General features: G+C 71.7%; 27 protein-coding genes. 6 read left to right on the top strand and 21 right to left on the bottom strand.

The annotated features are described in order from the left end of the window. Positions 1-62: 62 nt before the first annotated feature. Together VMF51_RS07220 and uvrB are read right to left on the bottom strand one after the other, a co-directional pair. A complete protein-coding gene (locus VMF51_RS07220; RefSeq protein ID WP_325473736.1) occupies positions 63-452 on the bottom strand; it encodes a DivIVA domain-containing protein in 390 nt (129 codons plus the stop codon). A gap of 177 nt (positions 453-629) precedes the next feature. Further along, positions 630-2,756 carry an excinuclease ABC subunit UvrB gene (gene uvrB, locus VMF51_RS07215; RefSeq protein ID WP_325473735.1) on the bottom strand — a complete coding sequence of 709 codons (2,127 nt, stop codon included), beginning with the start codon at positions 2,754-2,756 and terminating at the stop codon, positions 630-632. A gap of 120 nt (positions 2,757-2,876) precedes the next feature. On the opposite strand from uvrB, the gene VMF51_RS07210 reads away from it, so the two are divergent. Next, on the top strand, positions 2,877-4,073 hold the full coding sequence (locus VMF51_RS07210) for a phospholipase D-like domain-containing protein (RefSeq protein WP_325473734.1): 1,197 nt from the start codon (positions 2,877-2,879) through the stop codon (positions 4,071-4,073). Here the strand turns inward: VMF51_RS07210 and VMF51_RS07205 are convergent. The 3 genes from VMF51_RS07205 to VMF51_RS07195 form a co-directional block, all read right to left on the bottom strand. Further along, complete coding sequence (locus VMF51_RS07205) at positions 4,070-4,612, bottom strand: pentapeptide repeat-containing protein (protein ID WP_325473733.1); 543 nt, start codon at positions 4,610-4,612, stop codon at positions 4,070-4,072. The genes VMF51_RS07210 and VMF51_RS07205 overlap by 4 nt on opposite strands. Further along, positions 4,609-7,125: a hypothetical protein gene (locus VMF51_RS07200; protein ID WP_325473732.1), complete on the bottom strand. Its 2,517-nt coding sequence runs from the start codon at positions 7,123-7,125 to the stop codon at positions 4,609-4,611. The genes VMF51_RS07205 and VMF51_RS07200 overlap by 4 nt, the downstream gene beginning before the upstream one ends. 134 nt (positions 7,126-7,259) lie before the next feature. Next, complete coding sequence (locus VMF51_RS07195) at positions 7,260-8,186, bottom strand: DNA-3-methyladenine glycosylase 2 family protein (RefSeq protein WP_325473731.1); 927 nt, start codon at positions 8,184-8,186, stop codon at positions 7,260-7,262. Between the two features lie 54 nt (positions 8,187-8,240). On the opposite strand from VMF51_RS07195, the gene VMF51_RS07190 reads away from it, so the two are divergent. After that, the gene (locus VMF51_RS07190; RefSeq protein ID WP_325473730.1) at positions 8,241-9,023 is read left to right on the top strand and encodes an enoyl-CoA hydratase/isomerase family protein; all 783 of its coding nucleotides are present in this window, start codon (positions 8,241-8,243) and stop codon (positions 9,021-9,023) included. A 237-nt stretch (positions 9,024-9,260) separates the two neighbouring features. On the opposite strand, the gene VMF51_RS07185 is transcribed toward VMF51_RS07190, so the two are convergent. The 3 genes from VMF51_RS07185 to VMF51_RS07175 are packed head-to-tail and all read right to left on the bottom strand — an operon-like array spanning position 9,261 to position 10,980. After that, entirely contained in the window at positions 9,261-9,791 is a 531-nt protein-coding gene (locus tag VMF51_RS07185) for a pyridoxamine 5'-phosphate oxidase family protein (protein ID WP_325473729.1), read from the bottom strand. 59 nt (positions 9,792-9,850) lie between these two features. Continuing rightward, positions 9,851-10,402, bottom strand: a complete 552-nt coding sequence (locus VMF51_RS07180; protein WP_325473728.1) for a cysteine hydrolase family protein — start codon at positions 10,400-10,402, stop codon at positions 9,851-9,853. Next, positions 10,399-10,980 (bottom strand): DUF664 domain-containing protein, encoded by a 582-nt coding sequence (locus VMF51_RS07175; RefSeq protein WP_325473727.1) that lies wholly within the window; start codon positions 10,978-10,980, stop codon positions 10,399-10,401. Before VMF51_RS07175 ends, VMF51_RS07180 begins: the two co-directional genes overlap by 4 nt. 53 nt (positions 10,981-11,033) lie before the next feature. On the opposite strand from VMF51_RS07175, the gene VMF51_RS07170 reads away from it, so the two are divergent. Next, positions 11,034-11,987 (top strand): helix-turn-helix transcriptional regulator, encoded by a 954-nt coding sequence (locus VMF51_RS07170; RefSeq protein ID WP_325473726.1) that lies wholly within the window; start codon positions 11,034-11,036, stop codon positions 11,985-11,987. Here the strand turns inward: VMF51_RS07170 and VMF51_RS07165 are convergent. Continuing rightward, positions 11,980-12,897 (bottom strand): MBL fold metallo-hydrolase, encoded by a 918-nt coding sequence (locus VMF51_RS07165; RefSeq protein WP_325473725.1) that lies wholly within the window; start codon positions 12,895-12,897, stop codon positions 11,980-11,982. The genes VMF51_RS07170 and VMF51_RS07165 overlap by 8 nt on opposite strands. A 132-nt stretch (positions 12,898-13,029) precedes the next feature. Here VMF51_RS07165 and VMF51_RS07160 point away from each other — a divergent pair, with 132 nt between their 5' ends. Beyond that, the gene (locus tag VMF51_RS07160) at positions 13,030-13,641 is read left to right on the top strand and encodes a hypothetical protein (protein ID WP_325473724.1); all 612 of its coding nucleotides are present in this window, start codon (positions 13,030-13,032) and stop codon (positions 13,639-13,641) included. 70 nt (positions 13,642-13,711) lie between these two features. Here VMF51_RS07160 and VMF51_RS07155 read toward each other — a convergent pair whose 3' ends face one another. The 10 genes from VMF51_RS07155 to VMF51_RS07110 form a co-directional block, all read right to left on the bottom strand. Beyond that, positions 13,712-14,095: a carboxymuconolactone decarboxylase family protein gene (locus tag VMF51_RS07155; protein WP_325473723.1), complete on the bottom strand. Its 384-nt coding sequence runs from the start codon at positions 14,093-14,095 to the stop codon at positions 13,712-13,714. After that, positions 14,095-14,898 (bottom strand): NAD(P)-dependent oxidoreductase, encoded by an 804-nt coding sequence (locus VMF51_RS07150; RefSeq protein ID WP_325473722.1) that lies wholly within the window; start codon positions 14,896-14,898, stop codon positions 14,095-14,097. The genes VMF51_RS07155 and VMF51_RS07150 overlap by 1 nt, the downstream gene beginning before the upstream one ends. Beyond that, positions 14,895-15,644, bottom strand: a complete 750-nt coding sequence (locus tag VMF51_RS07145) for an SDR family oxidoreductase (protein WP_325473721.1) — start codon at positions 15,642-15,644, stop codon at positions 14,895-14,897. The genes VMF51_RS07150 and VMF51_RS07145 overlap by 4 nt, the downstream gene beginning before the upstream one ends. 156 nt (positions 15,645-15,800) lie before the next feature. Beyond that, positions 15,801-17,258, bottom strand: coding sequence for an aldehyde dehydrogenase (locus VMF51_RS07140; protein ID WP_325473720.1), 1,458 nt, complete (start codon positions 17,256-17,258; stop codon positions 15,801-15,803). Continuing rightward, positions 17,255-17,860 carry a nuclear transport factor 2 family protein gene (locus VMF51_RS07135; protein WP_325473719.1) on the bottom strand — a complete coding sequence of 202 codons (606 nt, stop codon included), beginning with the start codon at positions 17,858-17,860 and terminating at the stop codon, positions 17,255-17,257. Before VMF51_RS07135 ends, VMF51_RS07140 begins: the two co-directional genes overlap by 4 nt. After that, on the bottom strand, positions 17,860-18,057 hold the full coding sequence (locus VMF51_RS07130) for a ferredoxin (protein ID WP_325473718.1): 198 nt from the start codon (positions 18,055-18,057) through the stop codon (positions 17,860-17,862). Before VMF51_RS07130 ends, VMF51_RS07135 begins: the two co-directional genes overlap by 1 nt. 505 nt (positions 18,058-18,562) lie before the next feature. Then, positions 18,563-19,888, bottom strand: coding sequence for a cytochrome P450 (locus tag VMF51_RS07125; RefSeq protein ID WP_325473717.1), 1,326 nt, complete (start codon positions 19,886-19,888; stop codon positions 18,563-18,565). Then, positions 19,885-20,670, bottom strand: a complete 786-nt coding sequence (locus VMF51_RS07120) for an SDR family oxidoreductase (protein ID WP_325473716.1) — start codon at positions 20,668-20,670, stop codon at positions 19,885-19,887. Before VMF51_RS07120 ends, VMF51_RS07125 begins: the two co-directional genes overlap by 4 nt. Beyond that, positions 20,667-21,887: a cytochrome P450 gene (locus VMF51_RS07115; RefSeq protein ID WP_325473715.1), complete on the bottom strand. Its 1,221-nt coding sequence runs from the start codon at positions 21,885-21,887 to the stop codon at positions 20,667-20,669. The genes VMF51_RS07120 and VMF51_RS07115 overlap by 4 nt, the downstream gene beginning before the upstream one ends. Beyond that, positions 21,884-22,462, bottom strand: a complete 579-nt coding sequence (locus VMF51_RS07110) for a TetR/AcrR family transcriptional regulator (RefSeq protein ID WP_325473714.1) — start codon at positions 22,460-22,462, stop codon at positions 21,884-21,886. Before VMF51_RS07110 ends, VMF51_RS07115 begins: the two co-directional genes overlap by 4 nt. A 177-nt stretch (positions 22,463-22,639) precedes the next feature. On the opposite strand from VMF51_RS07110, the gene VMF51_RS07105 reads away from it, so the two are divergent. Both VMF51_RS07105 and VMF51_RS07100 read left to right on the top strand, forming a co-directional pair. Beyond that, a complete protein-coding gene (locus VMF51_RS07105) occupies positions 22,640-24,145 on the top strand; it encodes an ATP-dependent DNA ligase (protein ID WP_325473713.1) in 1,506 nt (501 codons plus the stop codon). Positions 24,146-24,206: 61 nt separating this feature from the next. Continuing rightward, on the top strand, positions 24,207-24,455 hold the full coding sequence (locus VMF51_RS07100) for a hypothetical protein (protein WP_325473712.1): 249 nt from the start codon (positions 24,207-24,209) through the stop codon (positions 24,453-24,455). Between the two features lie 15 nt (positions 24,456-24,470). Here VMF51_RS07100 and VMF51_RS07095 read toward each other — a convergent pair whose 3' ends face one another. Both VMF51_RS07095 and VMF51_RS07090 read right to left on the bottom strand, forming a co-directional pair. Next, positions 24,471-24,827, bottom strand: a complete 357-nt coding sequence (locus VMF51_RS07095; RefSeq protein WP_325473711.1) for a hypothetical protein — start codon at positions 24,825-24,827, stop codon at positions 24,471-24,473. Positions 24,828-24,888: 61 nt separating this feature from the next. After that, positions 24,889-26,526, bottom strand: coding sequence for an ABC-F family ATP-binding cassette domain-containing protein (locus tag VMF51_RS07090; protein WP_325473710.1), 1,638 nt, complete (start codon positions 26,524-26,526; stop codon positions 24,889-24,891). Positions 26,527-26,682 lie beyond the last annotated feature (156 nt).

Genomic DNA, 26,682 nt, shown 5'->3' with positions numbered 1-26,682 from the left:
GGGCCTCGATACGCTCGCCGGCGCTCGCTACTCGACCACCGAGAAATCGAGACCCGCTCGCCTCAGCGTCGGCCGAACAGCCGCGAGACCAGGCCCCGCTGCTCCTGGATCACGCTGGGCATCGAGGGTCCATCGGGGCTCAGGGGTCGGTACTCGACGATCGGCGGTTCGTCGTCCTCGTGAGGATCGTCGACCGGCAGCGCTCCCGCCCGCTCCACCACCCGCTGGAGGAACTCGTCCACCTCGGTCTTGGCGTACCCCTCCCGCAGTCGGACCTCCGTGAACCCGGTGTCCTGCACCACGTCGTCGACCGGCTCGCCCGCCGTGACGGCCGCGGCCAGCCGGTCGAGGAGCTCGTCCACTTCCCCCATGTCGTAGCCCTCGCGCAGACGGACCGGGGTGAACCGGACGGACGAGATCTCGTGCACCAGCTGGCTGCGCTCGAAGGTCACGCCCTCAGCCTAGGAGTCGATCGCGGCCCGCGGGTCGGTTTGCCGGGGGTCTCGATACGCTCGCTGGCGCTCGCTACTCGACCAACGAGGACCTCGGTGGTCGAGTGCCGCCGAGGGACGAGGCGGTGTATCGAGACCGCCGCGAGGTGCTCACTTGGTCGCCGAGGCTCGCTGCGCTCACTTGGTTGCCTCCATCATCTGGCGGAGCTCCTTCTTGAGCTCGGAGATCTCGTCACGGAGGCGGGCGGCGAGCTCGAACTGGAGCTCCGCGGCGGCGGTGCGCATCTGGTCGGTGAGGTCCTGGATCAGCTGGGCGAGGTCGGAGCTGGGCATGCCGGCGAGCCCGGCGGCGTGCTTGCCGGCGTCGCCCTCGCGCAGGGCAGGCACGGGCTGTTTGGCCTTGACCCCGCCGGCGCGGCCCTTCGCGGCCGTGCCGGCCCAGGTCTCCAGCAGGGCCTGGGTGTTCTCGTCCTCGCGGGCGAGCATCTCGGTGATGTCGGCGATCTTCTTGCGCAGCGGCTGCGGGTCGACGCCGTTGGCCTTGTTGTAGGCGATCTGCTTGTCGCGGCGCCGGTTGGTCTCCTCGATGGCCGACTCCATCGAGGGGGTGATCTTGTCGGCGTACATGTGCACCTGGCCCGACACGTTGCGGGCGGCGCGTCCGATGGTCTGGATCAGCGACTTGTCGGAGCGCAGGAAACCCTCCTTGTCGGCGTCCAGGATCGAGACCAGCGACACCTCGGGCAGGTCGAGACCCTCGCGGAGCAGGTTGATGCCGACCAGCACGTCGTACTCGCCGAGGCGCAGGTCGCGCAGCAGCTCGATGCGCTTGAGGGTGTCGACCTCGGAGTGGAGGTAGCGGGTGCGGATGCCGGCGTCGAGGAGGTAGTCGGTGAGGTCCTCGGACATCTTCTTGGTCAGCGTCGTGACCAGGACCCGCTCGTTCCTGTCGGCCCGGGCGCGGATCTCGTGGATCAGGTCGTCGATCTGGCCCTTGGTCGGCTTGACCACGACCTCCGGGTCGACCAGGCCGGTCGGGCGGATGATCTGCTCCACCGTGTCGCCGCCGACCTTGTCGAGCTCGTAGTCGCCGGGGGTCGCGGAGAGGTAGATCGTCTGGCCGATCCGCTCCAGGAACTCCTCCCAGCGCAGCGGGCGGTTGTCCATCGCGCTCGGCAGCCGGAAGCCGTGCTCGACCAGGTTGCGCTTGCGGGACATGTCGCCCTCGTACATGCCGCCGATCTGCGGGACGGCGACGTGCGACTCGTCGACCACGAGCACGAAGTCCTCGGGGAAGTAGTCGAGCAGGGTGTTCGGCGCGCTGCCGCGGGTGCGGCCGTCCATGTGCATCGAGTAGTTCTCGATGCCGGAGCAGGAGCCGACCTGGCGCATCATCTCGACGTCGTACGTCGTGCGCATCCGCAGCCGCTGCGCCTCCAGGAGCTTGCCCTCGCGCTCGAACTTCGCCAGCTGGTCCTCCAGCTCCAGCTCGATGCCCTTGATCGCCCGCTCCATGCGCTCCGGGCCGGCGACGTAGTGGGTCGCGGGGAAGACGTAGAGCTCCTCGTCCTCGGTGAGCACCTCTCCGGTGACCGCGTGCAGGGTCATCAGCCGCTCGATCTCGTCGCCGAAGAACTCGATGCGCACCGCGTGCTCCTCGTAGACCGGGAAGATCTCGAGGGTGTCGCCGCGGACCCGGAAGGTGCCGCGGGTGAAGGTCATGTCGTTGCGGGTGTACTGGATCTCGACGAGCCGCCGCAGCACCGAGTCGCGGTCGTGCTCCTCGCCGACGCGCAGCCGGAGCATGCGGTCGACGTACTCCTGCGGGGTGCCGAGGCCGTAGATGCAGGAGACCGTGCTGACCACGATCACGTCGCGACGGGTCAGCAGCGAGTTGGTCGCGCTGTGCCGCAGCCGCTCGACCTCCTCGTTGATCGAGGAGTCCTTCTCGATGTAGGTGTCCGTCTGGGGGACGTAGGCCTCGGGCTGGTAGTAGTCGTAGTAGCTGACGAAGTACTCGACCGCGTTGTCGGGGTAGAGCTGGCGCAGCTCGTTGGCGAACTGCGCGGCCAGCGTCTTGTTGGGCTGGAGCACCAGCACGGGGCGCTGGAGCTGCTCGGTGACCCACGCGACGGTCGCGGTCTTGCCGGTGCCGGTGGCGCCCAGCAGGACGACGTCCTCGACGCCGCCCTTGATCCGCTTGGTGATCTCCGCGATCGCCGCCGGCTGGTCGCCGGACGGCTGATAGTCGGATTCGACCTTGAACGGCGCCACCCGGCGCACGAGATCGGTGACAGGACGCATGACTCCAGCGTAGGTGGGGCCACCGACAATCCGGCTCGTCGCTATGTTGTCCCGGTGAGGATGCGCGCACCGAGGGCCACGGAACGGGTGCTGCGAGTCCTGCGGAGGACGCTCCTGACCGTGTTCGGCATCCAGCTGGTCCTCGCCATCGGCATGTCGCTCGTCGACTCCTACCGGCGCCGCGGCAAGAAGCCGAAGCCCTTCCCGGTCACCCCGCCCCGGCCCGTGCCGATCGGCGACGGCGAGGTGACGACGTACACGTTCGGCCGCGACCTGTACGACGACATGCTCGCCGCGATCGACAGCGCCGAGCGGCAGATCCTCTTCGAGACCTACATCTGGAAGGGCGACGAGATGGGCGAGCGGTTCAAGGCCGCCCTGTCCGCCGCCGCCGACCGCGGCGTGGAGGTCTACTGCATCTACGACGGCTTCGCGAACCTCGTCGTCTCGCCGCGGTTCAAGAAGTTCTCGCCGAACCTGAAGGTGCTGCGCTACCCGATCTACCCGGCGGGCTGGCGCCCCTTCGACCTGGCCCGCTACGGCCGCGACCACCGCAAGATCCTGGTCGTCGACGACGCCCAGGGCTTCGTCGGCGGCTACAACATCGGCTCGGCGTACGAGACCGAGTGGCGCGACACCCACGTCCGGATCACCGGTCCGGGCGTGTGGGACCTCAAGCGCGCCTTCGCCGACTTCTGGAACCTCAACCGGCGCCGGCGGATCGGCACCAGCGAGCGTCCGCTGCTGCTGGAGACCGCCTCCACCTGGGAGCCGCGCATCCGGATCCACCGCAACGTGCCGCGGCTGTGGATGTTCCCCATCCGCTCGATGTACATCGAGGCGATCAACCGCGCGAGCGTCAACGTGTGGATGACGCAGGCCTACTTCACCCCCGACCAGGACTTCGTCGACGCGATGAAGGAGGCGGCCCGCCGCGGGGTCGACGTACGGCTGCTGGTGCCGCTGAAGTCGAACCACATCGTGGCCGACTGGATCTCGCGCGGCTACTTCAGCCAGCTGCTCGGCGCGGGCGTGCGGATCTTCCGCTTCAAGGACGCGATGGTGCACGCGAAGACGTCGACGGTCGACGGCAGCTGGTCCACCGTCGGCACCGCCAACATCGACCGGCTGAGCCTGCAGGGCAACTACGAGATCAACGTCGAGGTCTTCGACGAGGCGTTCGCACGGACGCTGGAGGAGATCTTCGCGACCGACCAGAGCAACTGCCTCGAGCTCACCCAGGGCGAGTGGGAGGCCCGGGACCTGCACCGCAAGTTCACCGAGCTGATGCTGGCTCCCCTGCGGCCGCTGCTCTAGGAGATCCAGGTCCCGCGCACGCGGGTGAGGTCGCAGTCGACCAGCGTCGCGCCCGTCAGGTCGGCCCCGTCCAGGTCGGCGCCGATGAGCGAGCAGCCGGTCAGCACGGCGTCGCGGAGGGTGGCCCCGGTGAGGTCGGCGTCGTGCAGCAGCACGCGCTCGAGACGAGCGGCGTCCAGGTCGGCGCCGGGCGCGTGGATGCGCTGCCACTCGCCCCCGGTCACCACCGCAGCCCTCAGGTGCAGCCGCGGTGCGACGGCGTCGCTCAGGCGGCTGTAGTCGAGTCGTACGCCGTCCATCCGGGCGTCGGCGAGCTCCGCCTCCTCCAGACGCAGTCCGAAGGCGGTGAGCCCGGTGAGGTCGGCCCCGGTCAGGTTCGCCCCGCGCAGCAGCGCACTGTCGAGCACCGCCCCGCGCAGGATCGCCCGTTCGAGCCGTCGGCCGACGAGTACGGCGCCCTCGAGGTCGAGCCCGCTCAGGTCGGCGTCCGACAGGTCGGCACGGAGGTCGAGCACCCGGGTCATGATCTCGTCGGTCATTCCTCGAGCCTCTTCTCGGCGGCGGTGACGGCGGCCGCGGTGGCGGCGATCGTGCCCGTCGCCTCGGCGAGAGCCGGCACCTGGGCGTGGACGTCACCCGGCGGCGCCGCGGGCACGGGGTGCTGCGGGACCGGCGCGGGAACGGGCGCGCCGGACGCCGTCGGGGAGGCGACGGCGGCGGTCGGGGCCGCGGGCGTCACGGGAGCCGGACTCGTGGCCCAGCTCGCTCGTACGGCGGCGCTGAAGCTGAGCGTGTCCGACTTGATCGAGTCGATGTCGGCCCGGGTCGTCAGCGACTTGAAGTTCTCTTCCTCGGCGAGCAGCTTCGGGTCGTCCCCGCTGGGTCCGGCCTTCGCCTTGACGTGGTTGGTGCCCAGTGCCCGCAGCCGCTTCAGCTCCGGCAACGCGGTCATCCTCTCGTAGGCCTCGGCACTCATCGCGCCCTTCAGGTGGTCGAAGGCGTCGACCACCCGGTCGACGTACTTGCCCATCTTGAAGGCCGCGTAGGGGTAGTTGGTCGCCTGCGTGCCGTGGCTGTGACCGTAGTGCAGGTAGTCCTTGAGCACGTCGCCCACGTTGTCGGTGAAGGCCTGCTTCCACGCCTCGGTGCTCATCTCCACCGTCACCTCGGTCTCCGTGCCGAGCCGGGACCCGTGTGCCTCACCCTTCTCGTTGACCAGCGGGGCGCCCGTCGCGGTGCGCTTGGCCTCCGCCTCGTTGATCTTCTGCCGCTTGCGTCCGCCCTGGACGGCGACCACCGCGTGCACGGTGGCCCCCGCCGAGCCGTAGACCTCGTTGGCGTAGAGCGACGCCTCCGAGACGGTCTCCGCGACCTGCGAGATCAGCAGGCGCAGCCGGGCGATGTCGGTCGGCTCGGTGCTGGCCGCCAGTGCGGCGATCTGCTCGCGCAGGATCTTGACCTGGACCAGCTTCTGCTCGTAGACGGCGTTCGCGGCCCGCATCCGCTTGGCATTGCTCGCGTACTCGTCCCCGCCGTCGGCCTTCGACCAGGAGGACGTGGTGCCGAGACTCGCCAGACCGGCGTCGGTCGACACCAGCTTCCCGATCGTCCGCTGGAGGGTGGCCTCGAACTCGTCGGCCTTCGCGCGGGCCTCCTGCAGCCGCTTGGCCTGCTCGTCCTGGGCGACCGGGTCCGCGATGCCGTCGGTGATCTGCTTGGCGTACGCCGTCCACTCGCCGCCCACGAGGAACCGGGCGATGTGGGTGAGGGCGAAGACGTCCTGCTTCCGGTCGGCCGCCGCCTGGTTCTGCTGGTCGGCGATCTTCTGCGCGGCCAGGTCGGCGGGCCGGTCCTTCAGCTTCTCCATCGACGACGACTCCAGCGCCTCGTGCTCGCTCTTCGGCCGGAGCAGGGTGTCCTTCTTCGACCAGTGGCCGCCGAAGATGAAGTCCTTCGCGTAGACGTTGAGGTCGAACACGGTGCCCGGGTCGAGGCTGGTCCCCATCTCCTTGCGGAACTCCTCGTTGTAGACCTGCACCGCGAGCTCGGTGTTGATCCCTCCCGTCGAGATGTCGAGGTCGGAGGTGACCGAGGTCGCGCCGGCCGCGTCGAAGTAGTCGACGTTCTGGTTGGGCACGGCCTTCGCGCCGGTCTCCTTGTTCGCCGGGACCGTGGGCACCGACTCGGCCCGGGCCTGCGCCTCCAGCGCCGCACGGACCTTCGGCTTGGCGGCCTCCGGCACGGAGGTGTGCCCCGCCATCGCCTCGGTCGCGCTGCCCAGCCGCTCCTTCATCTTCCGCTGGACGACGGGCTGCAGCTTGGCGTGGATGTCGTCGCGCAGCCGGAGCAGCCCCTTCATCAGGTCCAGGGCGAGCTCGGGCTGCGCATGGGTGAAGTGCGGCCTCGACCTCCCCGGCCAGCGCCCGAAGACGAGGCAGTCCTTGGCCTTGAACCAGTCCCCCTCGAAGGCGCCCAGCAGCACGTCCTTGCACAGCCGGGAGTCGCGGCCACGCTCCATCGAGATCGCCAGCGCGGTCTCCCAGGGCATGTCCATGAGCGCGGCCATGGCCGGCTGGTACGCCGTCCGCGCCGGTGCGCCGCCCTCCACCGGGTGCGCTGCCACGGGATGCGCTGCGGCGGAGCGGCTCGCCACCGGCGTGGGTGCGGGAGTGGGTGCCGGTGCCGGGCTGGGCTCCGGCGTCGGGGTGGTCGGCGCGGGGGTCGACGACGCGGGGGTCGCACCGTCGGTCTTGGTGGGATCGCGGCGGATCACGCCCCCGCCCGTCCTGGCCAGCCGGCCGATCGGCGAGCCGTCGTCGAGGCGAGCTGTGGAGGAGTCCGTCCCCGAGGCCGTCTCCGAGCGTCGTACGAGCCTCGCCAGGGCCGAGTCGGCCATCGTGTCCGCCTCGTGCTCGGCCCGGTCCTCGGCGTGGCCGACGACCAGCCGGCCGACCGCCAGCGGCACCGGAGCGGCCGGCGTCGCGGTCGCGGGCGCCGGTGCGGGCGTCGGCGACGCCTTCGTCGGCTCCGCGGTGTCGTGCGCGAGGTTCACCGGCCCACTCTCTGTGTCGGGGCGGGGTCGCCACGCACTCGGTCGGTCGGCAGTCTGCCAACGCCGGCCCACCCGTGGGGGCGAATGCCGGGAACCCGCGGAGCCGGGCTAGCGCGGTGCCGGCCCGGCGGCGCTCATCGTCGGGTGACCTTCGCCGGGAGGTGGGTGCGCGGCGCCATCCGCGCGCCGTGCCGGGGACGGCGCAGCCCCGCGCGGCCGACCAGGGCCTGGACCCGGCCGCGGTGCGGTCGCCAGGGCTCGAGGAACTCCTCCAGCTGGTCGTCGTCGAAGGGCTCACCGGTCAGCGCCCAGCCGATGTCCTTGGCGACGTGGTAGTCGCCGAACGAGACCGCGTCCGGATCGCCGTGGGCGCGCTGCATCGTCTCGGCGGCCGTCCAGCGACCGATGCCGGGGATCGACGTGAGCCGCCGGGCCGCCTCGTCGTGCGGCACGGTCGTCGTCCGCTCCAGCGCGTCCGCGACCCGGGCCGCGGTCACCACCGCGCGCGAGCGAGCCGGGTCGACGTGCATGCGCAGCCACTCCCACGAGGGGATCGTGCGCAGCGTCGCGGCGTCCGGCTGGACCCACAGCCGCCGATCGGCGCCCGGCCCGGGCGCGCGCTCGCCGAAGCGGTGGACGAGCATCCGGAACCCGGCGAACGCCTCCTGCCCGGTGACCTTCTGCTCGATGATCGCGGGCACCAGCGACTCCATCACGAGGCCGCTGCGGCCGACGCGGACCTCGCCGTACCTCCGGGCGGCCTCGACCAGGACGGGGTGACGCGGCTCGAACCCGCTCGGGTCGTCGGCGGCGCCCAGCAGGCCCGGGACCGAGTCGATCGCCCACTCCGCGCCCGGCCCCCACGCCTGCGCGTGGACCTCGCCGTCCGCCGCCCGGGACCACAGCACCAGCGTGGCCGGCCCCTCGGGGGTGCGCAGGCCGCGCCAGTGCCGGTCGTCGTCCAGGTGGTACGTCGGGTCGCCACCGCCGCGGCGGTGGATGCGGACCATCCGGACCGAGCACGGCCAGTCGGGACGCCAGACCCGGGTCACGGAAGTCACCCGGCAGACGGTACGCCGCCGCGCCGACAGTGGAACCTGTTCTAGTCTCGCGCCATGTTGCAGATCACCGACCGCGACCGGGTCCGCACCCTCGTCCTGGACCGCCCCGAGGCGCTCAACGCCTTCAACGAGGCGCTCTACGACGCGACCGCCGAGGCGCTCCTGGAGGCGGCCGAGGACCCGGGCGTGGCCGTCGTACTCCTCACCGGCAACGGCCGGGGCTTCAGCGCGGGGACGGACCTGCTGGAGATGCACCGGATCGCCACGGACCCGACGTTCGAGCGGGGCAAGCACGGCTTCGTGGGTCTGGTCGACGCGCTGGTCGACTTCCCCAAGCCGCTCGTGTGCGCGGTCAACGGGGTCGGCCTCGGGATCGGTACGACGATCCTCGGCTTCGCCGACCTGGCGTTCATGTCGTCCACCGCCCGGCTCAAGTGCCCGTTCACCTCCCTGGGCGTCGCGCCGGAGGCGGCGTCGTCGTACCTGCTCCCCCGGCTGCTCGGCCGCCAGGGTGCCGCGTGGGTGCTGCTCTCGGCGGAGTGGATCTCCGCGGAGGAGGCCCGGGAGATGGGCCTGGTGTGGCGGGTGTGTTCGCCCGAGGACCTGATAGCCGAGGCGACCCGCCACGCCACCCTCCTCGCCCAGCGGCCGATCTCGTCGCTGGTCGCGGTCAAGCGCACGATGACCGCGCCGCTGCGCGCCGAGATCGACGCCGCCCGCGAGCGCGAGAACGCCGCCTTCGCCGAGCTGATGGGCGGCCCCGCCAACCTGGAGGCCCTGGCCGCCTTCGCCGAGGGCCGGGAGCCGGACTTCACCGGCCTGCCGCCGGGGTGGTGAGCCCGCGCCCGGCGGCCGGCGGCTCGCCGCGGGGTGCGGGTCGTCGGGAGGCCGCAATTGCAGCCGAATGACAGGCCAGCGGCCCGCTGGCGTGTCCGGAGGCTGCAATTGCGGCCGTAGGACGGGCCGGCGCGGACCATTCCTGCCGGTCTGCCGCTCGGCTGCAATTGCGGCCGAATGACACGGCCGCAACCGACCACCCTGCCCGGAGGCTGCAATTGCGGCCGTAGGACGGGCTCAGAAGTCCCAACGCGTGGCCCCGCCCGGCTCCACCGTGGAGAGCGCGGTGGCCCGGCCGGTCTCGAGCCGGTAGACCAGCCACGGCGGCTTCCCCGCGGACGGGGCGCTGAACGGCGCGGTCAGCGCGACGCCGCTCTCGTCGACCTCGCACGGCCAGCCCTCGGCTGCCCAGTCGGCGGCGCGTGCGGCGACGACCGCGGGGTCGGTCACGGCGGAGGCCGTGCCCTCGACGACCAGGTCGAGCTCGCGCAGCGCCACGCTGAGGGCGCAGCGCGGGTCCCGGGCCAGGTTGCGGCCCTTGCGCGTCGTGGCGCCGGTCTCGAACCAGAAGGCGCCGTCGGCCCAGAGCGCACCGATGCCGGTCACGTGCGGGCTGCCGTCGGGGTTCAGGGTGGTCAGCCAGCAGGTGTGCCGGTCCGGGCCGCCGGCGCCGGGCGCCTGGGCGATGCCGGCGTCGAGATGGGTGCGGACCGCCTGCCAGTCCAGCGGCGGCAGGTCGTAGAGCTCGGCGAGATTCGTGGCGGTCATGCCGGTACCGACCGGCACGACCGCCGCGACTCATCGCCGCACGAACAGGCCGGCGGCGTTCAGAACGCGAGCTCCTCGGTGGTCACCGTGCCGGCCTCCCGCCCGGGCGCGCGGTGGTAGGTCCAGTAGAGGTTGGTGTGCGCGATGACGAGGTCGGGCGTCGGGGCGCCGTACTCGCTCTGGTCCTCGGTGGTGTGGGCGTCGGCGACCAGCGTGGCGTCGTACCCCCGGACCAGCGCGCCGTGCAGGGTCGAGCGGATGCACTCGTCGGTCTGCGCGCCCGCGACCACGAGCCGGCCGACCCCGCGCGCGGCGAGCACGTCCTCCAGGTCGGTCTCCTCGAAGGAGTCGGCGTACGTCTTGTGGACGACGGGCTCGGACTCCTGCACGTCCAGCTCGGGGACCCATCCCCAGCCCTCGGAGTCACGGGGCAGAAACTCCGGGTGCGAGTGCTGGACCCAGACGACGGGCGTGCCGGAGTCGCGGGCCTTGCCGACGGCCGTGGCGATGTTCGCGACGACCCGGTCCCGGTCGTGCGCCTCCGCCACCACCCCGACCTGGACGTCGACGACGACGAGGGCGGTGTGCGGACGGTCGGTGAGCGTGGTCATGAGGGTTCTCCTGTCGTGGGCTTCCAGTCGGATGGCGGGTCCTCGCCGACGCGGCCGTCGACGGCCTCCCGCAGCAGGTCGGCGTGGCCGGTGTGGCGGCCGTACTCCTCGATCAGGTCGCAGAGGACCCGGCGCAGGCTCGCGTGCCGGCCGTCCCCGTCGCTGACGTCGGCATCCTGCCCGAGCCCACCGACGGTCACCCCCTGGGCGAGTCGGGACCGCGAGCGCGCCACCGCGGCGTCGTACGACGCGTAGAGCGCAGCGGGGCCGTCGTCCGCGGCAGTACGGAACTCCCACTCGGGGTCGGCCTCCCAGTCGACGGAGTCCCAGGGCTCGCCGGGCGGCTCCCCGAACATCTTCCCCGGGACGTACGTCGCCTCGATCAGCGTGAGGTGCTTGAGCAGCCCACCGAGCGTGAGCGCCGAGCTCGGGACCGGCGCGGCCGCCAGGCCCGCGGCGTCGAGCCCGTCGGCCTTCCAGCGGAACGTCGTGCGCAGCCGGTCGAGCGCCGCGACCAGCTGTTCGGTCTCGCCGCCCGCGAGCGGTGGCTCCCAGGGTGGTGGTGCGTGCTCGTCCATGACGACGACACTAGAGTCGATTGCGGACGTTCTACTTCCGCATCAGGAGAACGATGACGATCGACGCCAGTCCGACCGCCCGGGCGCTGCTCGCGCTCGAGGCGCTGCAGGACTCCCCCGGCATCACCGCCGAGCGGCTCGGGGACCGGCTCGGCGTCTCGCCGCGCGCCGTACGCCGCTATGTCGGGATCCTGCGCGAGGCCGACATCCCGGTCGAGTCGGTGCGCGGCCCCGCGGGCGGCTACCGGCTCGGGCGCGGCGTACGGCCGCCGCCGCTGCTGTTCGGTCCCGACGAGGTGCTGGGTCTGGTGATGGCCGCCCTCGACGGCCAGCACGACGCGGCCGACGTGGAGGGTCCGGTCGGGCGCGCCCTCGGCAAGCTGCTGCGGACGCTCCCCCGCTCGGTCGCCGCCCAGGCCGAGGCGGTGCGTCGTACGGCGGCGCCGGTGCCCGACCGTGGCGCCTCGCGTCCCGATCCGGCGACGACGGTCGCGCTGGTCGAGGCGTGCGCCGAGCACCGTCGGGTCCGGCTGGGCTACCGCTCCGACGGTGGGCGTGAGTGGGAGGCCGAGGTCGAGCCGTGGGCGGTCGCGGTCCGCTACGGCCGCTGGTACCTCGTGTGCCGCTCGCTGCGCGCCGACGCCGTGCGCACCTACCGGATCGACCGGGTGCGTGCGGTCGAGGTCCTCGAGGCGAGGTTCGAGCCGCCCGCCGACCTCGACCCCGTGGCCACGCTCGAGGAGAACCTCGCCGTCGGTTGGGAGTACGACGTCCGGGTGCTCGTCGACGCCCCGCTGGAACGGATGCACCGGTGCGTGCCGCGGACCATGGGCCGGCTCGAGCCGGTCGACGCGACGACGACCCGGCTGACCGCATCGACCGGCAACCCGACGTACTTCGCCGAGCAGCTGGCCACCCTGCCGGCCGACTTCCGGATCGAGGAGGGTCCGGAGCTACGGGCCGCGGTCGAGGCGCTCGGCCGACGGCTGCTGCGCTCGGTCAGCTGATCGCCCAGGGGTCCTCGCGCCGCCACAGCGTCGGGAACCGCAGGCCCACGCCGTCGCGACGCGCCAGCTCGTCGAGGACCCGCATCGTGACGTCGAGGTCGTCGCCGGCGTACGGCAGCGCACGCAGCGGGCGGTCGAGCGGGCGGAAGAAGTCGTCCCAGTGGATCAGCACGACCTGGCGGGCGCCGACGGCCCGGACGGTCTCGTCCCAGTAGGCGCGCAGGTACGTCTCGTCCTGGACGCCGAGCTGTCCGACGCCGAGGTAGGCGACCTCGGCCCGTCGGCCGGCCAGTGCGCCGGGGACGAAGCCGGCGCTGCCCTGGACCAGCACGCTGGCCCCGCTCGCGTGCTCGACGAGGATCGACCAGGCCTCGCCGCAGCGGTACGCCTTCGCGCTCACCGGAGGTACGACGGGCTGGGTGATCGTCCCGGGGAAGCGGTCCGGCGGGCAGTGGTGCGACTCGACCAGGGTGAGCGAGAGGTCGCCGTACCGGATCGTCTCGCCGGACGTCGCCACGCGGACCCGGTCGGCCGGCAGGCCGTGCCCCCGGCCCACGTTGGCCGCGGACTCACCGCCGAGCAGCTCGGCCCCGGTGAGGTCGGCGACGAGCGCCGAGTCCATCGCGTGGTCGAAGTGGGTGTGCACCGGCACCACCGCGGCCAGCCGGTCGATCCTCGCACGGGCCAGCGCCGCGTCGATCCGCCCGCGGTCCGGCGCGACCTTCCCCAGCCCGACCTTGAGCAGCGACGGCCGGGAGAAGAACCCGTCGGTGAGGACCGCCGTACGGCCGTCGTCGAGGAGCAGGCTCGCCACCCCGAGGAAGGTCACCGACAGGTCGCCGGTCGCCTCCGGGACGTCGAAGCGGTCGGCGTACCGACCCAGGTCAGGGCGACCGAGCTTGAGGCGCATGTCGCGGACCCTAGCCACCCCGCCGACCCGTCACTTTCTCGGCGCTTTCGTCGGCGTGTCGAAGAGAAAGTGACGGGTCGGCGGTCGCCGCAAAGCCCTGCGCGCACGTCGGCTCGCCGCTAGCCTCCTCGCGTGATCCGCACTCTCGGGCTCGCCGCGGTGGCCGCGGCCCTCATCCTGCCCCTCGCCCCCGCTCCCGCCTCGGCCGAGACCCACGTCGTCCGGGACGCCCGAGGAGACATGACGCGCGTGACGTCCGACCTCGTCAACGGCGGGGTGGTGAAGACTCGACCCGACCGCGCGCAGAGCAAGGCCGACATCGTGCGCCTGCGGACCCGGTACGGCGCCCGCGCGCTGCAGGTCACCATCAAATTCCGCGAGCTCCCCACAGGACCGGAGGCCGACGGCTGGTGGGGCGGATACGTGTCGGTCGAGACGCCGGAACGCCGCTACAACGCTTCATTCCACCCGACGCGCGGACGAGTCCGGGTGGAGCTCCGCACCGGCAGCGGAGGGAGCCGGGACTGTCGCCGCCTGAAAGGCGCGACGCTGGTGAAGCGGAGTGCGGTCCAGGTCACCATCCCGGCGTCGTGCCTCGACGCCCCGCGCTGGGTGCGCACCGGCGCGCACGCGGGCTATCAGCCCGAGTCGGCCCTCCCGGACTCGTGGAGCGATGACGCCCGGGCCACCGGGTGGAACGGCGATGGCCCACCGGCGCTCGGCCCGCGCATCCGACGCGGCTGACTCCACCGCTCCACCCGTCGATCGTTCGTCGACACACCGCGAAAAGCCCCGAGAAAGTGACGGGTCGCGCTCAGGCCTCGCGCTTCTTGGCCGCCTTCGCGATGGTGTCCTCGACGATGGCGTTGATCCGGGAGCCCATCGGCCAGCCGGCGTAGTGGCACATCAAGATCGTGATCTCGCGCAGGGCGTCGTCGTCGAGCTCGCCGGCGGCGTGGGCGGCGGGGATCTGGATGGTCAGGACGTCCTGGCCGCCGGAGCCGGCGAGCAGGCCGATCAGCAGCAGCCGGCGGTCGCGGTTGGACAGCCCGGGGCGGTTCCAGATGTCGGCGAACAGGTGGTCCGCGGTGTAGCGGAAGAAGTCGCCGACGCCGTCGGTCATCTCGAAGCCGTAGACCTCCTCCATCTTCTCCAGCCCGCGCCGGCGGGTCTCGGGGAGGTCGTCGAACTTGCCCATCAGAGGCCCAGTCCCTTCGCTAGGTCGGCGCGGGCCTGCCGCGCCAGGGGTACGTCGATGTCCAGCTGCTCGGCGAGCTCGATCGCGAAGCCGAGGTCCTTGTCGCCCAGGGCGACCACGTGCGTCATCACGCCGTGCCAGAAGTCGGCCGGGTCGATGGGGGCGGTGGTGTCGCGCAGGATGATCGCGCCCGGTCCGCCGGTGATCGCGTCGGTGTGACGCACCACGTCACCCAGGTCCTTCAGCGACAACCCGGATGCCTCGGCCAGCCGCATCGCCTCCGTGGCCGCGGTGAACGAGACGAAGTGCATCATGTTGCGGGCCAGCTTGAACCTCGTGCCCGACCCGATCGGGCCGGCGTGCACGACCTTGCCGCCCAGCACCTCCAACGCGGGCCGGGCCACCGCGAGGTCGTCCTCGGAGCCGCCGACCATGATGGCCAGCGTCCCCTCCGCCGCGCCCGTCGGCCCCCCGCTCACGGGCGCGTCCAGCACCCGCAGGCCCAGACCGGCCAGCTCGGCCGGCGTACCCGGCGCGACGGTCGAGTGCACGACCAGCACCGTGCCCGGCCCGGCCTCCGCCGCCACCGAGCGCACCTGGTCGTCGTCGCGCACCATCACGCACAGCACGTCGACCAGCCCGGCCACCTCGGCCACGCTGCCGGCCACCTTCGCCCCGGCCGCCTCGAGCTCGGCCAGCGGCTCGGGCGCGACGTCGTACACGACCAGGTCCAGCTCGGAGCGCGCCAGCGTCAGCGCCATCGGCTTGCCGATCATGCCGAGGCCGACGAACCCGACCCTCATGCGCGGAACGTCTGTCCGCCGTCGACCGCGATGATCTGCCCGGTCACCCACGACGACTCGTCGGAGAGCAGGAACAGGCAGGCGCCGACCATGTCCTCGGGCTGGCCCATCCGCTTCAGCGCGAGGTTCTTCACCAGCTCCTTCGACGCGTCCCCGGCCTGGGTGCGCGTCGCGGCTGTGTCGGTCGGGCCGGGCGCGATCGCGTTGACGCGGATGCCCATCCCGCCGACCTCGTGGGCGAGCTGCTGGGTCAGGCCGTTCACGCCGACCTTGGCGAGGCCGTAGAAGCCGGAGTAGAGGTACGCCGCCGTGCTCGACTGGTTGACGATCGAGCCCCCGCCGCGCTGCTGCATCGACTTCCACACCGCCCGGGTCATCACCAGCGCGCCGTCCATGTTCACCGACATGAACTTCCGGTAGTAGTCCCAGTCGACGCTGATCAGCAGGTCGAACTGCATGTCGCCGTAGATCGCGGCGTTGTTGACCAGCCCGTCGATGCCGCCGTACGCCGCGGTCACCTGCTCGACCAGCGCCTGCGCCGACTCGGCCGAGGAGACGTCGGTGCGCACGAACATCGCCGTACCGCCCGCCGCCTCGATCTCCTTGGCGACCCGCTCACCGGACTCCTCGTTGAGGTCGGCCACGACCACGGAGGCCCCCTCGGCGCCCAGCGCCGTGGCGTACGCCTCGCCGATCCCCTGGGCCGCGCCGGTGACGACGACGACCTTGTCCTTGAACCCGCTCATCTGCTGCTCTCCTTGTGATCCACGCTGGTTGAGGTGCGAGCGAAGCGAGCCTCGAAACCCGGCGAGCCGGACGTCGGCCTCGATCGAGCCTGCTTCTCGTCTGACGGGGTTTCGAGGCTCAGGACTTCGTCCTTCGCACCTCAACCACCGAGTTGGTCAAGCCGGCTCCGCGATGGTCTTGGTCTCGAGGTACTCCTCGAAGCCCGCGACGCCCATCTCGCGTCCCAGGCCGGACTGCTTGTAGCCCCCGAACGGCGCGTCAGGGCTGAACCAGACCCCGCCGTTCACGGCGAGCGTGCCGGTGCGGATCCGGGCGGCGACGGCCTTGGCGCGCTCCAGCGAGCCGGAGTCGACCGAGCCGGAGAGGCCGTACGCCGAGTCGTTGGCGATCCGGACCGCGTCGTCGTCGCCGTCGTGCGGGATCACGACCAGCACCGGCCCGAAGATCTCCTCCTGGGCGAGCCGTGAGGAGTTGTCGAGGCCGGCGACGACCGTCGGCTCGATCCAGTAGCCGTCCTGCTCGATGACGTGCCCTCCGGTGGCGAACCTCCCGCCTTCCTCCTCGGCGAGACGGAGGTACGACGCCACCCGGTCGCGCTGCACCTCGGAGATCACCGGGCCGCAGATCGCACCGGGGTCGCTCGGGTCCTTCGCGCCGATCGACTCCATCGTGGCCGCGGCGACCTGGACCGCCTCGTCGTACTTCTCGCGCGGTACGACGAGCCGCGTCGTGATCGCGCAGCCCTGGCCGGCGTGGATGCAGGCGGCGAACGCGGTGGCGCCCGCGACCGCACCCACGTCGGCGTCGTCGAGCGCGATCGCGGCGGACTTGCCACCGAGCTCGAGGAAGACCCGCTTCAGCGTGGGCGCGGCCGCCGCCATGATCGCGCGCCCGGTGTTCGTCGAGCCGGTGAACGAGACCATGTCGACGCGCGGGTCGGTGGCGAGCTGCGACGCGACCTCGTTCGAGCGCGGCGTGACGACGTTGAAGACGCCCGCCGGGATGTCGGTGTGCTCGGCGACCAGGCGCCCCAGCTCGGCCGCGACCCACGGGGTGTCGGGCGCAGGCTTCAGCACGACCGTGCAGCCGGCGGCGAGCGCCGGGCCGACCTTGGCCAGGTTGATCTGGGTCGGGACGTTCCACGGCGTGATGGCCGCGACGACGCCGACCGGCTCGCGTCGTACCGTGCGCCGCGACGGGATGCCCATCGGCTCCGCCACGCCGAGGTCGGTCTCGAACTCGTACGACTCGGCCAGGTCGGTGACCCACTTCAGGCTCGCCACCGGTACGTCGAAGCCGGCCGCGCCCATCATGAAGCCCGGCATCCCGACCTCAGCCGTGGTCAGCGCCCGGAACTCGTCGGCCTCCGCCAGCAGGGCCTCGTGCAGCTGCCGCAGGCAGCGGACCCGCAGCTCGGTGTTCGTCGACCAGTCGGTCTCGTCGAAGGCCCGCCGGGCCGCGGCGATGGCGGCATCCACGTCGGTCGCCGTCGAGTCCGGCGCCTGGCCGATCTCGGCGCCGGTCGCCGGGTTGAGGATCGGGTACGTCGCCCCGTCGCTCGCCGGTCCCAGCTTGCCGTCGACCAGCTGCTGGGGCGAGGGGAGCCCGCTCACACCTGCTCCTGGGTGAGGAACTCGCCGGACTCGACGGGCGGCGGCCACACCGTCGACGGGAGGTCCTCGGGCTTGTAGTGACCCGGGACGCCGAGCCCGAACACCTGCAGCCGCTTCTTCAGCGTCTCCGGCGCCTTGCCCGACTTCATGACCGCGCCCATCGTGTGGGCCATCGCGCCGAAGTCGAACCAGTCGCGCTGCCACGAGAACAGCAGCCGGCCGTCCGGCTGCCGCGCGACCCCGAACCAGCTCCCGCCGAGGCCCGGGACCTCGAACTCGCGGCCGGTCGCGTCGTCGGTGATGCCGGACTTCTGCTTCCAGAAGCCCACGACCATGGCGTTCTTCTCGTCGATGACGGTCGCCTGGTAGTCGTAGTGCCAGCCGTCGAAGCCGTCCATCTCGATGCCGATGGCCCAGTCGCGGATCTGGTCGCGACCGACGGCCATGAAGTGCTCCTCCGGAGTGAGCATCCAGCCGTACGTCGCGTCCTCGGCGTACCACTCGGCCATCACCCGCCAGTCGCCGGACTCCTCGGCCTTGCGGTTGATGTCGAGCCAGGAGTTCCAGAACTCCTCGATCTCCTCACGCGTGAGGTCACTCATCAATCCTCCTCGATGCTCAGCGCCATCGCCGGGCAGTACTTGACGGCCGACGTCACGTCGGACCGCAGGGACTCGTCGGGGTGCTCCTGGAGCACCGTCACCAGGTCGGCGTCGTCGTCGAACCCGAACACCTCGGGCGCCTCACCGGTGCACATCTGGTGGCCCTGGCACAGGCCGAGGTCGGCCACGACCCTCATCGCGCGCCGCCGTTCCCCACGCTGGACGCCGGCAGCGCCCCCACGCTGGTTGAGGTGCGAAGGACGAAGTCCTGAGCCTCGAAACCCGGCGAGACGACATACGGCCCCGACCCACGCCGACCCTCAGCACGAGGGGTTTCGAGGCTCGGGCCTAGCGGCCCTCGCACCTCAACCAGCGGCACCCCCAGGCTGGTTGAGGTGCAAGCGGAGCGAGCCTCGAAACCCGGCGAGACGACATACGGCCTCGACCCACGCCGATCCTCGGCACGAGGGGTTTCGAGGCTCGGGCCTAGCGGCCCTCGCACCTCAACCAGCGGCGGCCCCACGCTGGTTGAGGCGCGAAGGACGAAGTCCTGAGCCTCGAAACCCGGCGAGACGACAAACGGCCCCGACCCACACCGACGCTCAGCACGAGAGGTTTCGAGGCTCGGCGCTGGCGCGCCTCGCACCTCAACCAGCGGCACTGTCGGCGCTGGCGCGCCTCGCACCTCGACCGGCGTCGTGGTCATCGCTGCCGCCGGCGGTACTTCACGCGGCAGGGCTGCTGGAGCTGGATGACCATCTTCGACACGTCGTCGCGGTAGCCCTCGGACGGCTGCGCCATCTCGAACTCGTAGTCGCGCAGGATGACCGAGAAGATCGCCTTCATCTGCATCATCGCGAAGGCGTTGCCCACGCAGCGGTGCTTGCCGGCGCCGAACGGGATCCAGGTCCAGCGGTTCTGCAGGTCCTCCTGCCGGGGGTCGATATAGCGGCCGGGGTCGAAGGAGTCGGGCTCCGGGAAGTCCTCGGCGATCCGGTTCGACACCCGCGGGGAGGCCGCCACGACGGTGCCGGGCGGGATCGGGTGCCCGGCGAGCTCGATCTCCTCCTGCACGACGCGCATCAGGATGATCAGCGGCGGGTGCAGCCGCAGCGTCTCCTTCAGCGCCGCCTCCAGCCGCGGGATCGAGCGCAGCGCCTGGAACGACACCTCGCTGCCGTCGGCGTACAGGTCGTCGAGCTCGGCGACCACGTCCTTCATCGTCTCGGGGTGGCGCATCAGCTCGATCAGCGCCCAGGACGCCGTACCGGACGAGGTGTGGTGGCCCGCGAACATCATCGAGATGAAGATCCCGGTGATGTAGTCGGCGGTCATGTCGATCGAGATGAGGACGTCGAGCAGGTCACGGTCCTCCTTCGGCACCGTGCCCCGCTGCTTGCGGCGGTCGATGATGCCCTGCACCAGCTCGACCAGCTTCTCGCGCGCCGCGTCGCGGATCCGGAAGGACTCGATGTCGAGGTACGGGTCGACGTACGCCAGCGCGTCCGTGCCGCGCTCGAGGTCGTGGTAGTGGTGCGCGAACGACGAGTCGAGCTCCTCGCGGAACGGCTTGCCGATCAGGCAGGCGGACGTCGTGTAGATCGTCAACTCCGCGAACCAGTCGAGCAGGTCGATCTCGCCCTCGTCGCCCCAGTCGGCGACCATCCGGTTGATCTCGGCCTCGATGGTCGCCGCGTGGCCGCGCATCATGTCGCCGCGCAGCGCCTGGTTCTTCAGCATCTGCTGCCGCTCCTCGGGCGAGGCGTCGAAGACGACGCCCTTGCCGAAGATCGGGGTCATGAAGGGGTACGCCGCCGCCTGGTCCAGCGTCGAGTCGGGTGCCCGGAAGAACTGCTCCTGCGCCTCGGCGCCGTACACGAGCACGACGTCCTTGTCGGCCAGCCGGAAGCGGCCGATGTCGCCGCACTCGTCGTACACGCGCTGGAACAGGCCGATCGGGTCGACGCGCATCTCGGCCAGATGACCGTGCCCGTCGTCGGGAACGGCGTACGAGACTTCCTTGATCATCGGTCCTCCGGCTTCGCGATCGGCGCCTCGGGCGAGACCTCGACCAGGTTCAGGTGGACGCCGCGCGGGACGCTCACGACGGTGGTGATCGCGTCCGCGATGGCGGTGGGCTTCATGAAGTGCGGGTGGCGGGCCAGGCCGAAGCGCACCCACTGGTTGAGCACGAACGCCGCCTCGTCGACGTCCCAGTCCGTGCCCATCTCGCTCCAGGTGGGGCCGGGCCGCACGATCGAGGCGCGTACGCCGGTGCCCTCGAGCTCCATCTGCAGCGCGTGGGCCATGCCTTCGAGGCCCCACTTGCCGGCGGCGTACGACGACATGAACGGGCGGGCGCGCACGGCCACGTCGGAGGAGACGAAGACGAAGTCGCCGCGCTGGCGCTCGACCATGCCGGGGACGAACGCGCGCACCAGCCGCTGGGCGCCGGTGAGGTTGAGGTCGATCTCGCGGGCGAACCGATCGGGCTCGACCTCGTGGATGGTGCCGGGCGCGACCGCCCCGGCGTTGCTGATCACGACCTCGATGTCGCCGAGGTCGTCCGCGACCGCCTTCGCGAAGGCGTTCACCGACTCGCCGTCGGTGAGGTCGAGGCGGTGGACGACGGCCTCGCCGCCTGCGTCGCGGACCGCCGTTGCGACCTCTTCGCACTTCTCGGTACGCCGCGCGCCGAGCGCGACCGGATGTCCAGCCGCAGCGAGGGCGAGCGCGGTCGCGGCTCCGATGCCGGACGAGGCGCCGGTGACGACGGCCGGGCGCCGAGAGGGCTGGGCGTACTTGCTCATCGCGGCACCACCGTCATGGGGGCGACTGCGAAGCCGCGGACGTTGACCGAGTGCACCCGCCGGCACGCGTCGTGGTCGACCTGGATCGAGCTCGCCCGCTGCACGAGCGCGGTCAGCGCGACCCGTGCCTCGAGCCGGGCCAGGTTGGCGCCGAGGCAGAAGTGCCGGCCGCCGCCGAAGGACAGGATCTTGGCCAGCTCGTCGGGGTCGCGGGTGATGTCGTATTCGGTCGGGCGGCTGAACACCGACTCGTCGCGGTTGGCCGAGCCCAGGCACAGCAGCAGCTTCGAGCCCTGCGGGGCGACGCGGCCGTGCAGCTCGACGTCGCGCAGCAGGTAGCGGGCCAGCAGCTGGCTGGAGGTGTCGAAGCGGAGGGTCTCCTCGACCCACGGCGCGACCAGGTCGGTGTTCCCGGCTCCGCCGAAGACCAGGTCGTGCTGGGCGGGGTGCCGCGTGAGGTGGTAGACGGCGTGGCCCAGCAGCTTGGTGGTCGTCTCATTGCCGGCGACGACCATCAGGAAGAGGAACGCGATGACGTCGTCGTCGGTCAGCCGTTCGCCGTCGATCTCGGCCTCGATGAGGGCGCTGGTGAGGTCGTCGGTCGGCTGCTTGCGCCGCTGGGCGACCATGTCCATGTAGTACGAGACCAGCCACAGCGAGGCCTCGGCGCCGGCCGGCGGGACGTCGTACACGCCGTCCTCGCGGTGGACGACGAGGTCGGCCTGGCGGCGTACCTCGGCGCGGTCCTCCTCGGGGACGCCCATCATCTCGGAGATGACGTCCATCGGGAGCTTGCCGGCGAAGTCGGCGATCCAGTCGAAGCTGCCCATCTCCAGGCACTCGCCGAGGTAGCGGTCGGTGAGCTCCTGGATGCGCGGGAAGAGGTCGTGGACGCGGCGGGGTGTGAAGCCGCGCGAGACCAGCGAGCGCAGCCGCTTCTGCCGGGGCGGGTCCATGCCGAGGATCGACATCACCTTGTGCGCGTCGGGACCCCAGGCGGACTTCTCGATCGCGACGCCGTGGGAGTTGGAGTAGGTCCCCTCGGTGCGCAGCGCCTCCGCGATGTCCTCGTGCCGGGTCAGCGCCCACAGGTCGAGGCCGGCGTTGTAGTGCAGCGGCTCGTTCTCGCGCAGCCAGGCGTAGACGGGGTAGGGATCGTCCTGGAACCCGTAGTCGTAGGGATCCAGGACCCGCGGGGCGCTCTGGAGGAGACTCATGCATTGCCTCTCATGATGGTGGCGACGACGGCGTCGAGCCGCTCGCCCATCTCGGTGTAGGTCATCAGGCCCATCCCGGACTGGAGCAGGGCGCCGGAGAAGGTGAGCGCGAGGGTCTCGACGAGTACGTCGTCGGCCCCGTCCCCCACGGCCGCGCGGAACCGGCCGAGGAGCTCGGAGCCGATCCGCAGCCGGAGCCGCTCGACGTCGGGGTCGGTGCCGAGCAGCGCCGAGGTGACCCCCGCGGCGAGCTCGGGTGAGGCCGCGAGCATGGCGGTGAGGTGACGGGTCACGCCGCAGACCCGCTCGACGGCGTCGTCGCCGACCGGAGCGGGCTGCGGGTCGGTCAGCAGCGCCCGCCAGAACAGCTCGGCGAAGAGGTGGTTCTTGGAGGCGAAGTAGGTGTACGCCGTCGCCGGGCTGACGCCTGCGCGTCCTGCGACCGTGCGGATGGTCAGGCTGTCCGAGCCGACGGCGCGCAGCTCCTCGGCGCCGGCCGCGAGCAGCCGCTCGACGGTCTCGGCCTGCCGGGAGTTCACCTCGCGGCGGGCCGCGCCGGACACCTGACTGGACACGTGTCCAAATTAGAACGTGTTCTTGCGTAGGCGCAAGGGTTTTCGGACGACTTCTGTCCGGGTTCTCGGCGAGACCCTGACGTTCGGGGGTGAAGTTCTGCCTGGGAACGTCCAGGTTCCCCGGTACACCGGCGAATCTGCGCGGCCACTGTCGGCGCCACCCGGCACCATGGACGCATGCTGCTCGCCGATCTCGTCGCCACCTCCGCGACGGTGGCCGCTACCCGCTCGCGCAAGGCCAAGGTGGCCGCCATCGCGGCGCTCCTCGCGACGGCCGAGCCCGAGGAATTGGAGACGGTCACGTCGTACGTCGGAGGCGCACTGCGCCAGCGGCGTACCGGCCTGGGCTGGCGGAGCCTCGCCGACCTGCCTCCGGCGGCCGCTGAGCCGACGCTCGACGTACTAGAGGTGCACGCGGCGTTCGAGGCGATCGCGGCGCTCTCGGGTCCGGGTTCGCAGGCCGCCCGCGCGGAGGCCGTGGCCGCGCTCTTCGGGCGGGCGACGGCCGACGAGCAGCGGTGGCTGCGCGGCCTCGCGACCGGCGAGGTGCGCCAGGGGGCGCTCGACGCGCTGGTCCAGGAGGCGGTCGCCGCCGCCGCGGAGATCCCGCTGAGCGCCGTACGCCGCGCCGCGATGCTGGCCGGATCGACGGTGGCCGTCGTGCGGGTGGCGTTCGAGGGCGGCGAGCCGGCGCTCGCGGAGATCGGGCTCGAGGTCGGCCGGCCGGTGCTGCCCATGCTCGCCTCGTCGGCGAAGACGCTGGCCGATGCGGTCGAGAAGGCGGGCGGCGGCACCGTCGCGGTCGACACCAAGCTCGACGGCATCCGGATCCAGGTGCACCGGCTCGGCGACCGGGTCGTCGTCGCGACCCGTTCGCTGGACGACATCACCGCGCGGCTGCCCGAGGTCGTCGAGCTCGCGCTCTCGCTCCCGTCGGAGCGGTTCGTACTGGACGGCGAGGCGATCGCGCTGGACGAGTCCGGGCGGCCACGTGCCTTCCAGGAGACCGCCTCGCGCACCGCCCAGGCGACCGGCGTGCGCGTCACGCCGTTCTTCTTCGACGTGCTCCATGTCGACGGCCGCGACCTGCTGACCGCCCCGGGCGACGAGCGGCTGGCCGAGCTCGAGCGCCTGGTCCCCCAGCCGTTCCGGGTCCCGCGGATCGTCACCTCGGACGTGGCGGTCGCCGAGGCGTTCGTCGCCGACACCCTGGCGGCCGGTCACGAGGGCGTCGTGGTCAAGCGCCTCGCCGCGCCGTACGACGCCGGCCGCCGCGGTGCCGCCTGGGTCAAGGTCAAGCCGGTGCACACCCTCGACCTGGTCGTGCTGGCGGTCGAGTGGGGCTCCGGCCGCCGCTCCGGCACGCTCTCCAACATCCACCTGGGCGCCCGCGACCCGTCGTCCGAGACCGGCTTCGTGATGCTCGGCAAGACCTTCAAGGGCATGACCGACGAGATGCTCGCCTGGCAGACCGAGCGCTTCCTCGGCCTGGAGAGGCACCGCGACGGGCACGTCGTCCACGTGCGCCCCGAGCAGGTCGTCGAGATCGCCTTCGACGGACTGCAACGCTCCACCCGCTACCCCGGCGGCCTGGCGCTGCGGTTCGCGCGGGTGATGCGCTACCGCGACGACAAGACCGCCGACGAGGCGGACACGATCGAGACGGTGCGGGCGCTCGCCTGAGCCTGCGGTCATCGAGAATCGCCTCGTGGACACGCAGGAAGCCAGACACCAGGTGGCCGACGTGCGCGCCTTGCTCCTGGAGTGGGACGCGATCGGCGTCGCGGATGACGTCGAGTGCCGGGACGAGTACGACTGCCTGATCGGACCGCTTCTCAGCCGCCTCCGCGGTGGAGCGGACGCCGCCTTCCTGCGCGACTGGATCACCCGGGAACGCATCGACCACTTCGGACTGAGCCCTGATCACGGCGCTGATCGGGCGTTGGCCGACGCACTGGTGGTCTGGTGGCGGAGGTCGAACCGGACGACCTGAGCTCGTACGCGACTGTCAGAAGTCCTCGACCGTCAGACCGAGCGAGATCCACTGCGCGTCGGCGTCGGGAGCAGGAAGCCGCTCGGCGTCGTACCGGCCGCTGCGCGGACCGCCGTCGCCCCACGCGAAGACGCCGCTCCTCAGCTCCGCCACCGCGTTCCAGGGCGGGTAGTCCTCCTGCGCTCGCTCGCGGGCACCGTCGGCCCACACGACGACGTACCAGACCCACTGCTGCGCCGTGAGGGGACGGCCGGGCGACCAGAACGAGGACAGCGTGGTGGCGACGTGGCCCGCGATCTCGCCATTACGGCGAAGGACCCAGCACCCGCGGTCGAAGGCGTCGAGCGCGAGGTCGCGCTCTCGCCTCAGCACGCGCACATCCTGTCGGCGCTCAGAGCACCGAGCGAACGGGACCGGGCGTCCACCGCACCGCTCACAGCTGCGTGACCCGCCCCGCCTCGACGTGCCAGCGCTGGTCCAGCTCGACGTTCTCCAGCAACCGCCGGTCGTGGGAGACGAGCAGCAGCGCGCCGTCGTACGACGCGAGCGCCTCCTCGAGCTGCTCGATCGCGGGCAGGTCGAGGTGGTTGGTCGGCTCGTCGAGGACCAGCAGGTTGACGCCGCGGGCCTGAAGCAGCGCCATCGCGGCCCGGGTGCGCTCGCCGGGCGAGAGCTTCCCGACCAGCGAGCCGACCTGGTCGGCCTTCAGGCCGAACTTCGCGAGCAGCGTCCGTACGTCGGCGGGCGTCCAGGTCGGTACGGCGAGCTCGAACGCGGTGCCGAGCGGCTGGTCGTCGGCGAGGCCGGTGCGCGCCTGGTCGATCTCTCCGACGGCGACCGAGACACCCAGCGAGGCGCTCCCGGAGTCGGGAGCGACCCGGCCGAGCAGGAGGGCGAGCAGCGTCGACTTGCCGGCGCCGTTGGGGCCGGTGATGCCGATCCGGTCGCCCGCGTTGACCTGCAGCGAGGCGGGGCCGAAGGTGAATTCACCACGTCGCAGGACCGCCTCGTTGAGCGTCGACACGACCGTCGAGGAGCGCGGCGCGGCGGCGATGCTGAACTGCAGCACCCACTCCTTGCGCGGCTCCTCCACCTCGTCGAGCCGGGCGATCCGCGACTCCATCTGGCGCACCTTCTGCGCCTGCTTCTCCGACGACTCCGACTGCGCGCGGCGGCGTACCTTGTCGTTGTCGGGCGACTTCCTCATCGCGTTGCGCACGCCCTGCGAGCTCCACTCGCGCATCGTCCGGGCGCGCCCCACGAGCTCGGCCTTCTTCTCGGCGTACTCGTCGTAGGCCTCCCGCGCATGCCGGCGCGCGACCGCACGGGCGTCGAGATAGGCGTCGTACCCGCCGTCGTACACCGCGACCTGGTGCTGGGCCAGGTCCAGCTCGACCACCCGGGTCACGCAGCGGGCCAGGAACTCGCGGTCGTGCGAGACCAGCACCACCCCGCTACGCAGCCCGCGGACGAACGACTCCAGCCGCTCCAGGCCGTCGAGGTCCAGGTCGTTGGTCGGCTCGTCGAGGAGGACGACGTCGAAGCGGCTCAGCAGCAGGGCGGCCAGCGCCGCCCGGGCGGCCTGGCCGCCGGACAGCGAGGTCATCAGCGCGTCCGGCCCGACGTCGAGGCCGAGCTCGGCCAGCACCGGAGGCAGGCGGTCCTCCAGGTCGGCGGCCCCGCTGGCCATCCAGCGGTCGAAGGCGGCGGCGTACGCGTCGTCGGCCCCCGGCACGTCCGAGCCCAGTGCCGACGCCGTCGTCTCCATCGCCTCGGTCGCCGCGGTCGCGCCGGTACGGCGGGCGACGTACGCCGCCACGGTCTCGCCCGGGATCCGGTCGTGCTCCTGCGGCAACCAGCCGACGAAGGCGTCAGCCGGCGCCAGCGACACCGACCCGCCCATCGGCTCGCTCGCCCCGGCCAGCAGCCGGAGCAGGGTCGACTTGCCGGCGCCGTTGGCGCCGACCACCCCCACCACGTCGCCGGGCGCGACGGTCAGGTCGAGGGACTCGAAGAGGATGCGATGCCCGTGGCCGCCGGCCAGGTCCTTCGCCACGAGGGTCGCGGTCACCGGGCGAGACTATGCCAGGCCGAGCCGGCGGCAACTTCTGCCGACTCGACGCGCAACTTCTGCCGACTCGACGCGCAAGTTCTGCCGACTCGGCGCGCAAGTTCTGCCTACTCGGCGTGCAAGTTCTGCCTACTCGGCGTGGGACTCGTGGTGCAA

Origin of the sequence: Nocardioides sp. (assembly GCF_035503875.1) — a bacterium.
Taxonomy (GTDB): Bacteria; Actinomycetota; Actinomycetes; order Propionibacteriales; family Nocardioidaceae; genus Nocardioides.
The sequence above is the reverse complement of the archived record's forward strand: the minus strand, read 5'-3'. Positions and strand labels throughout refer to the sequence as shown.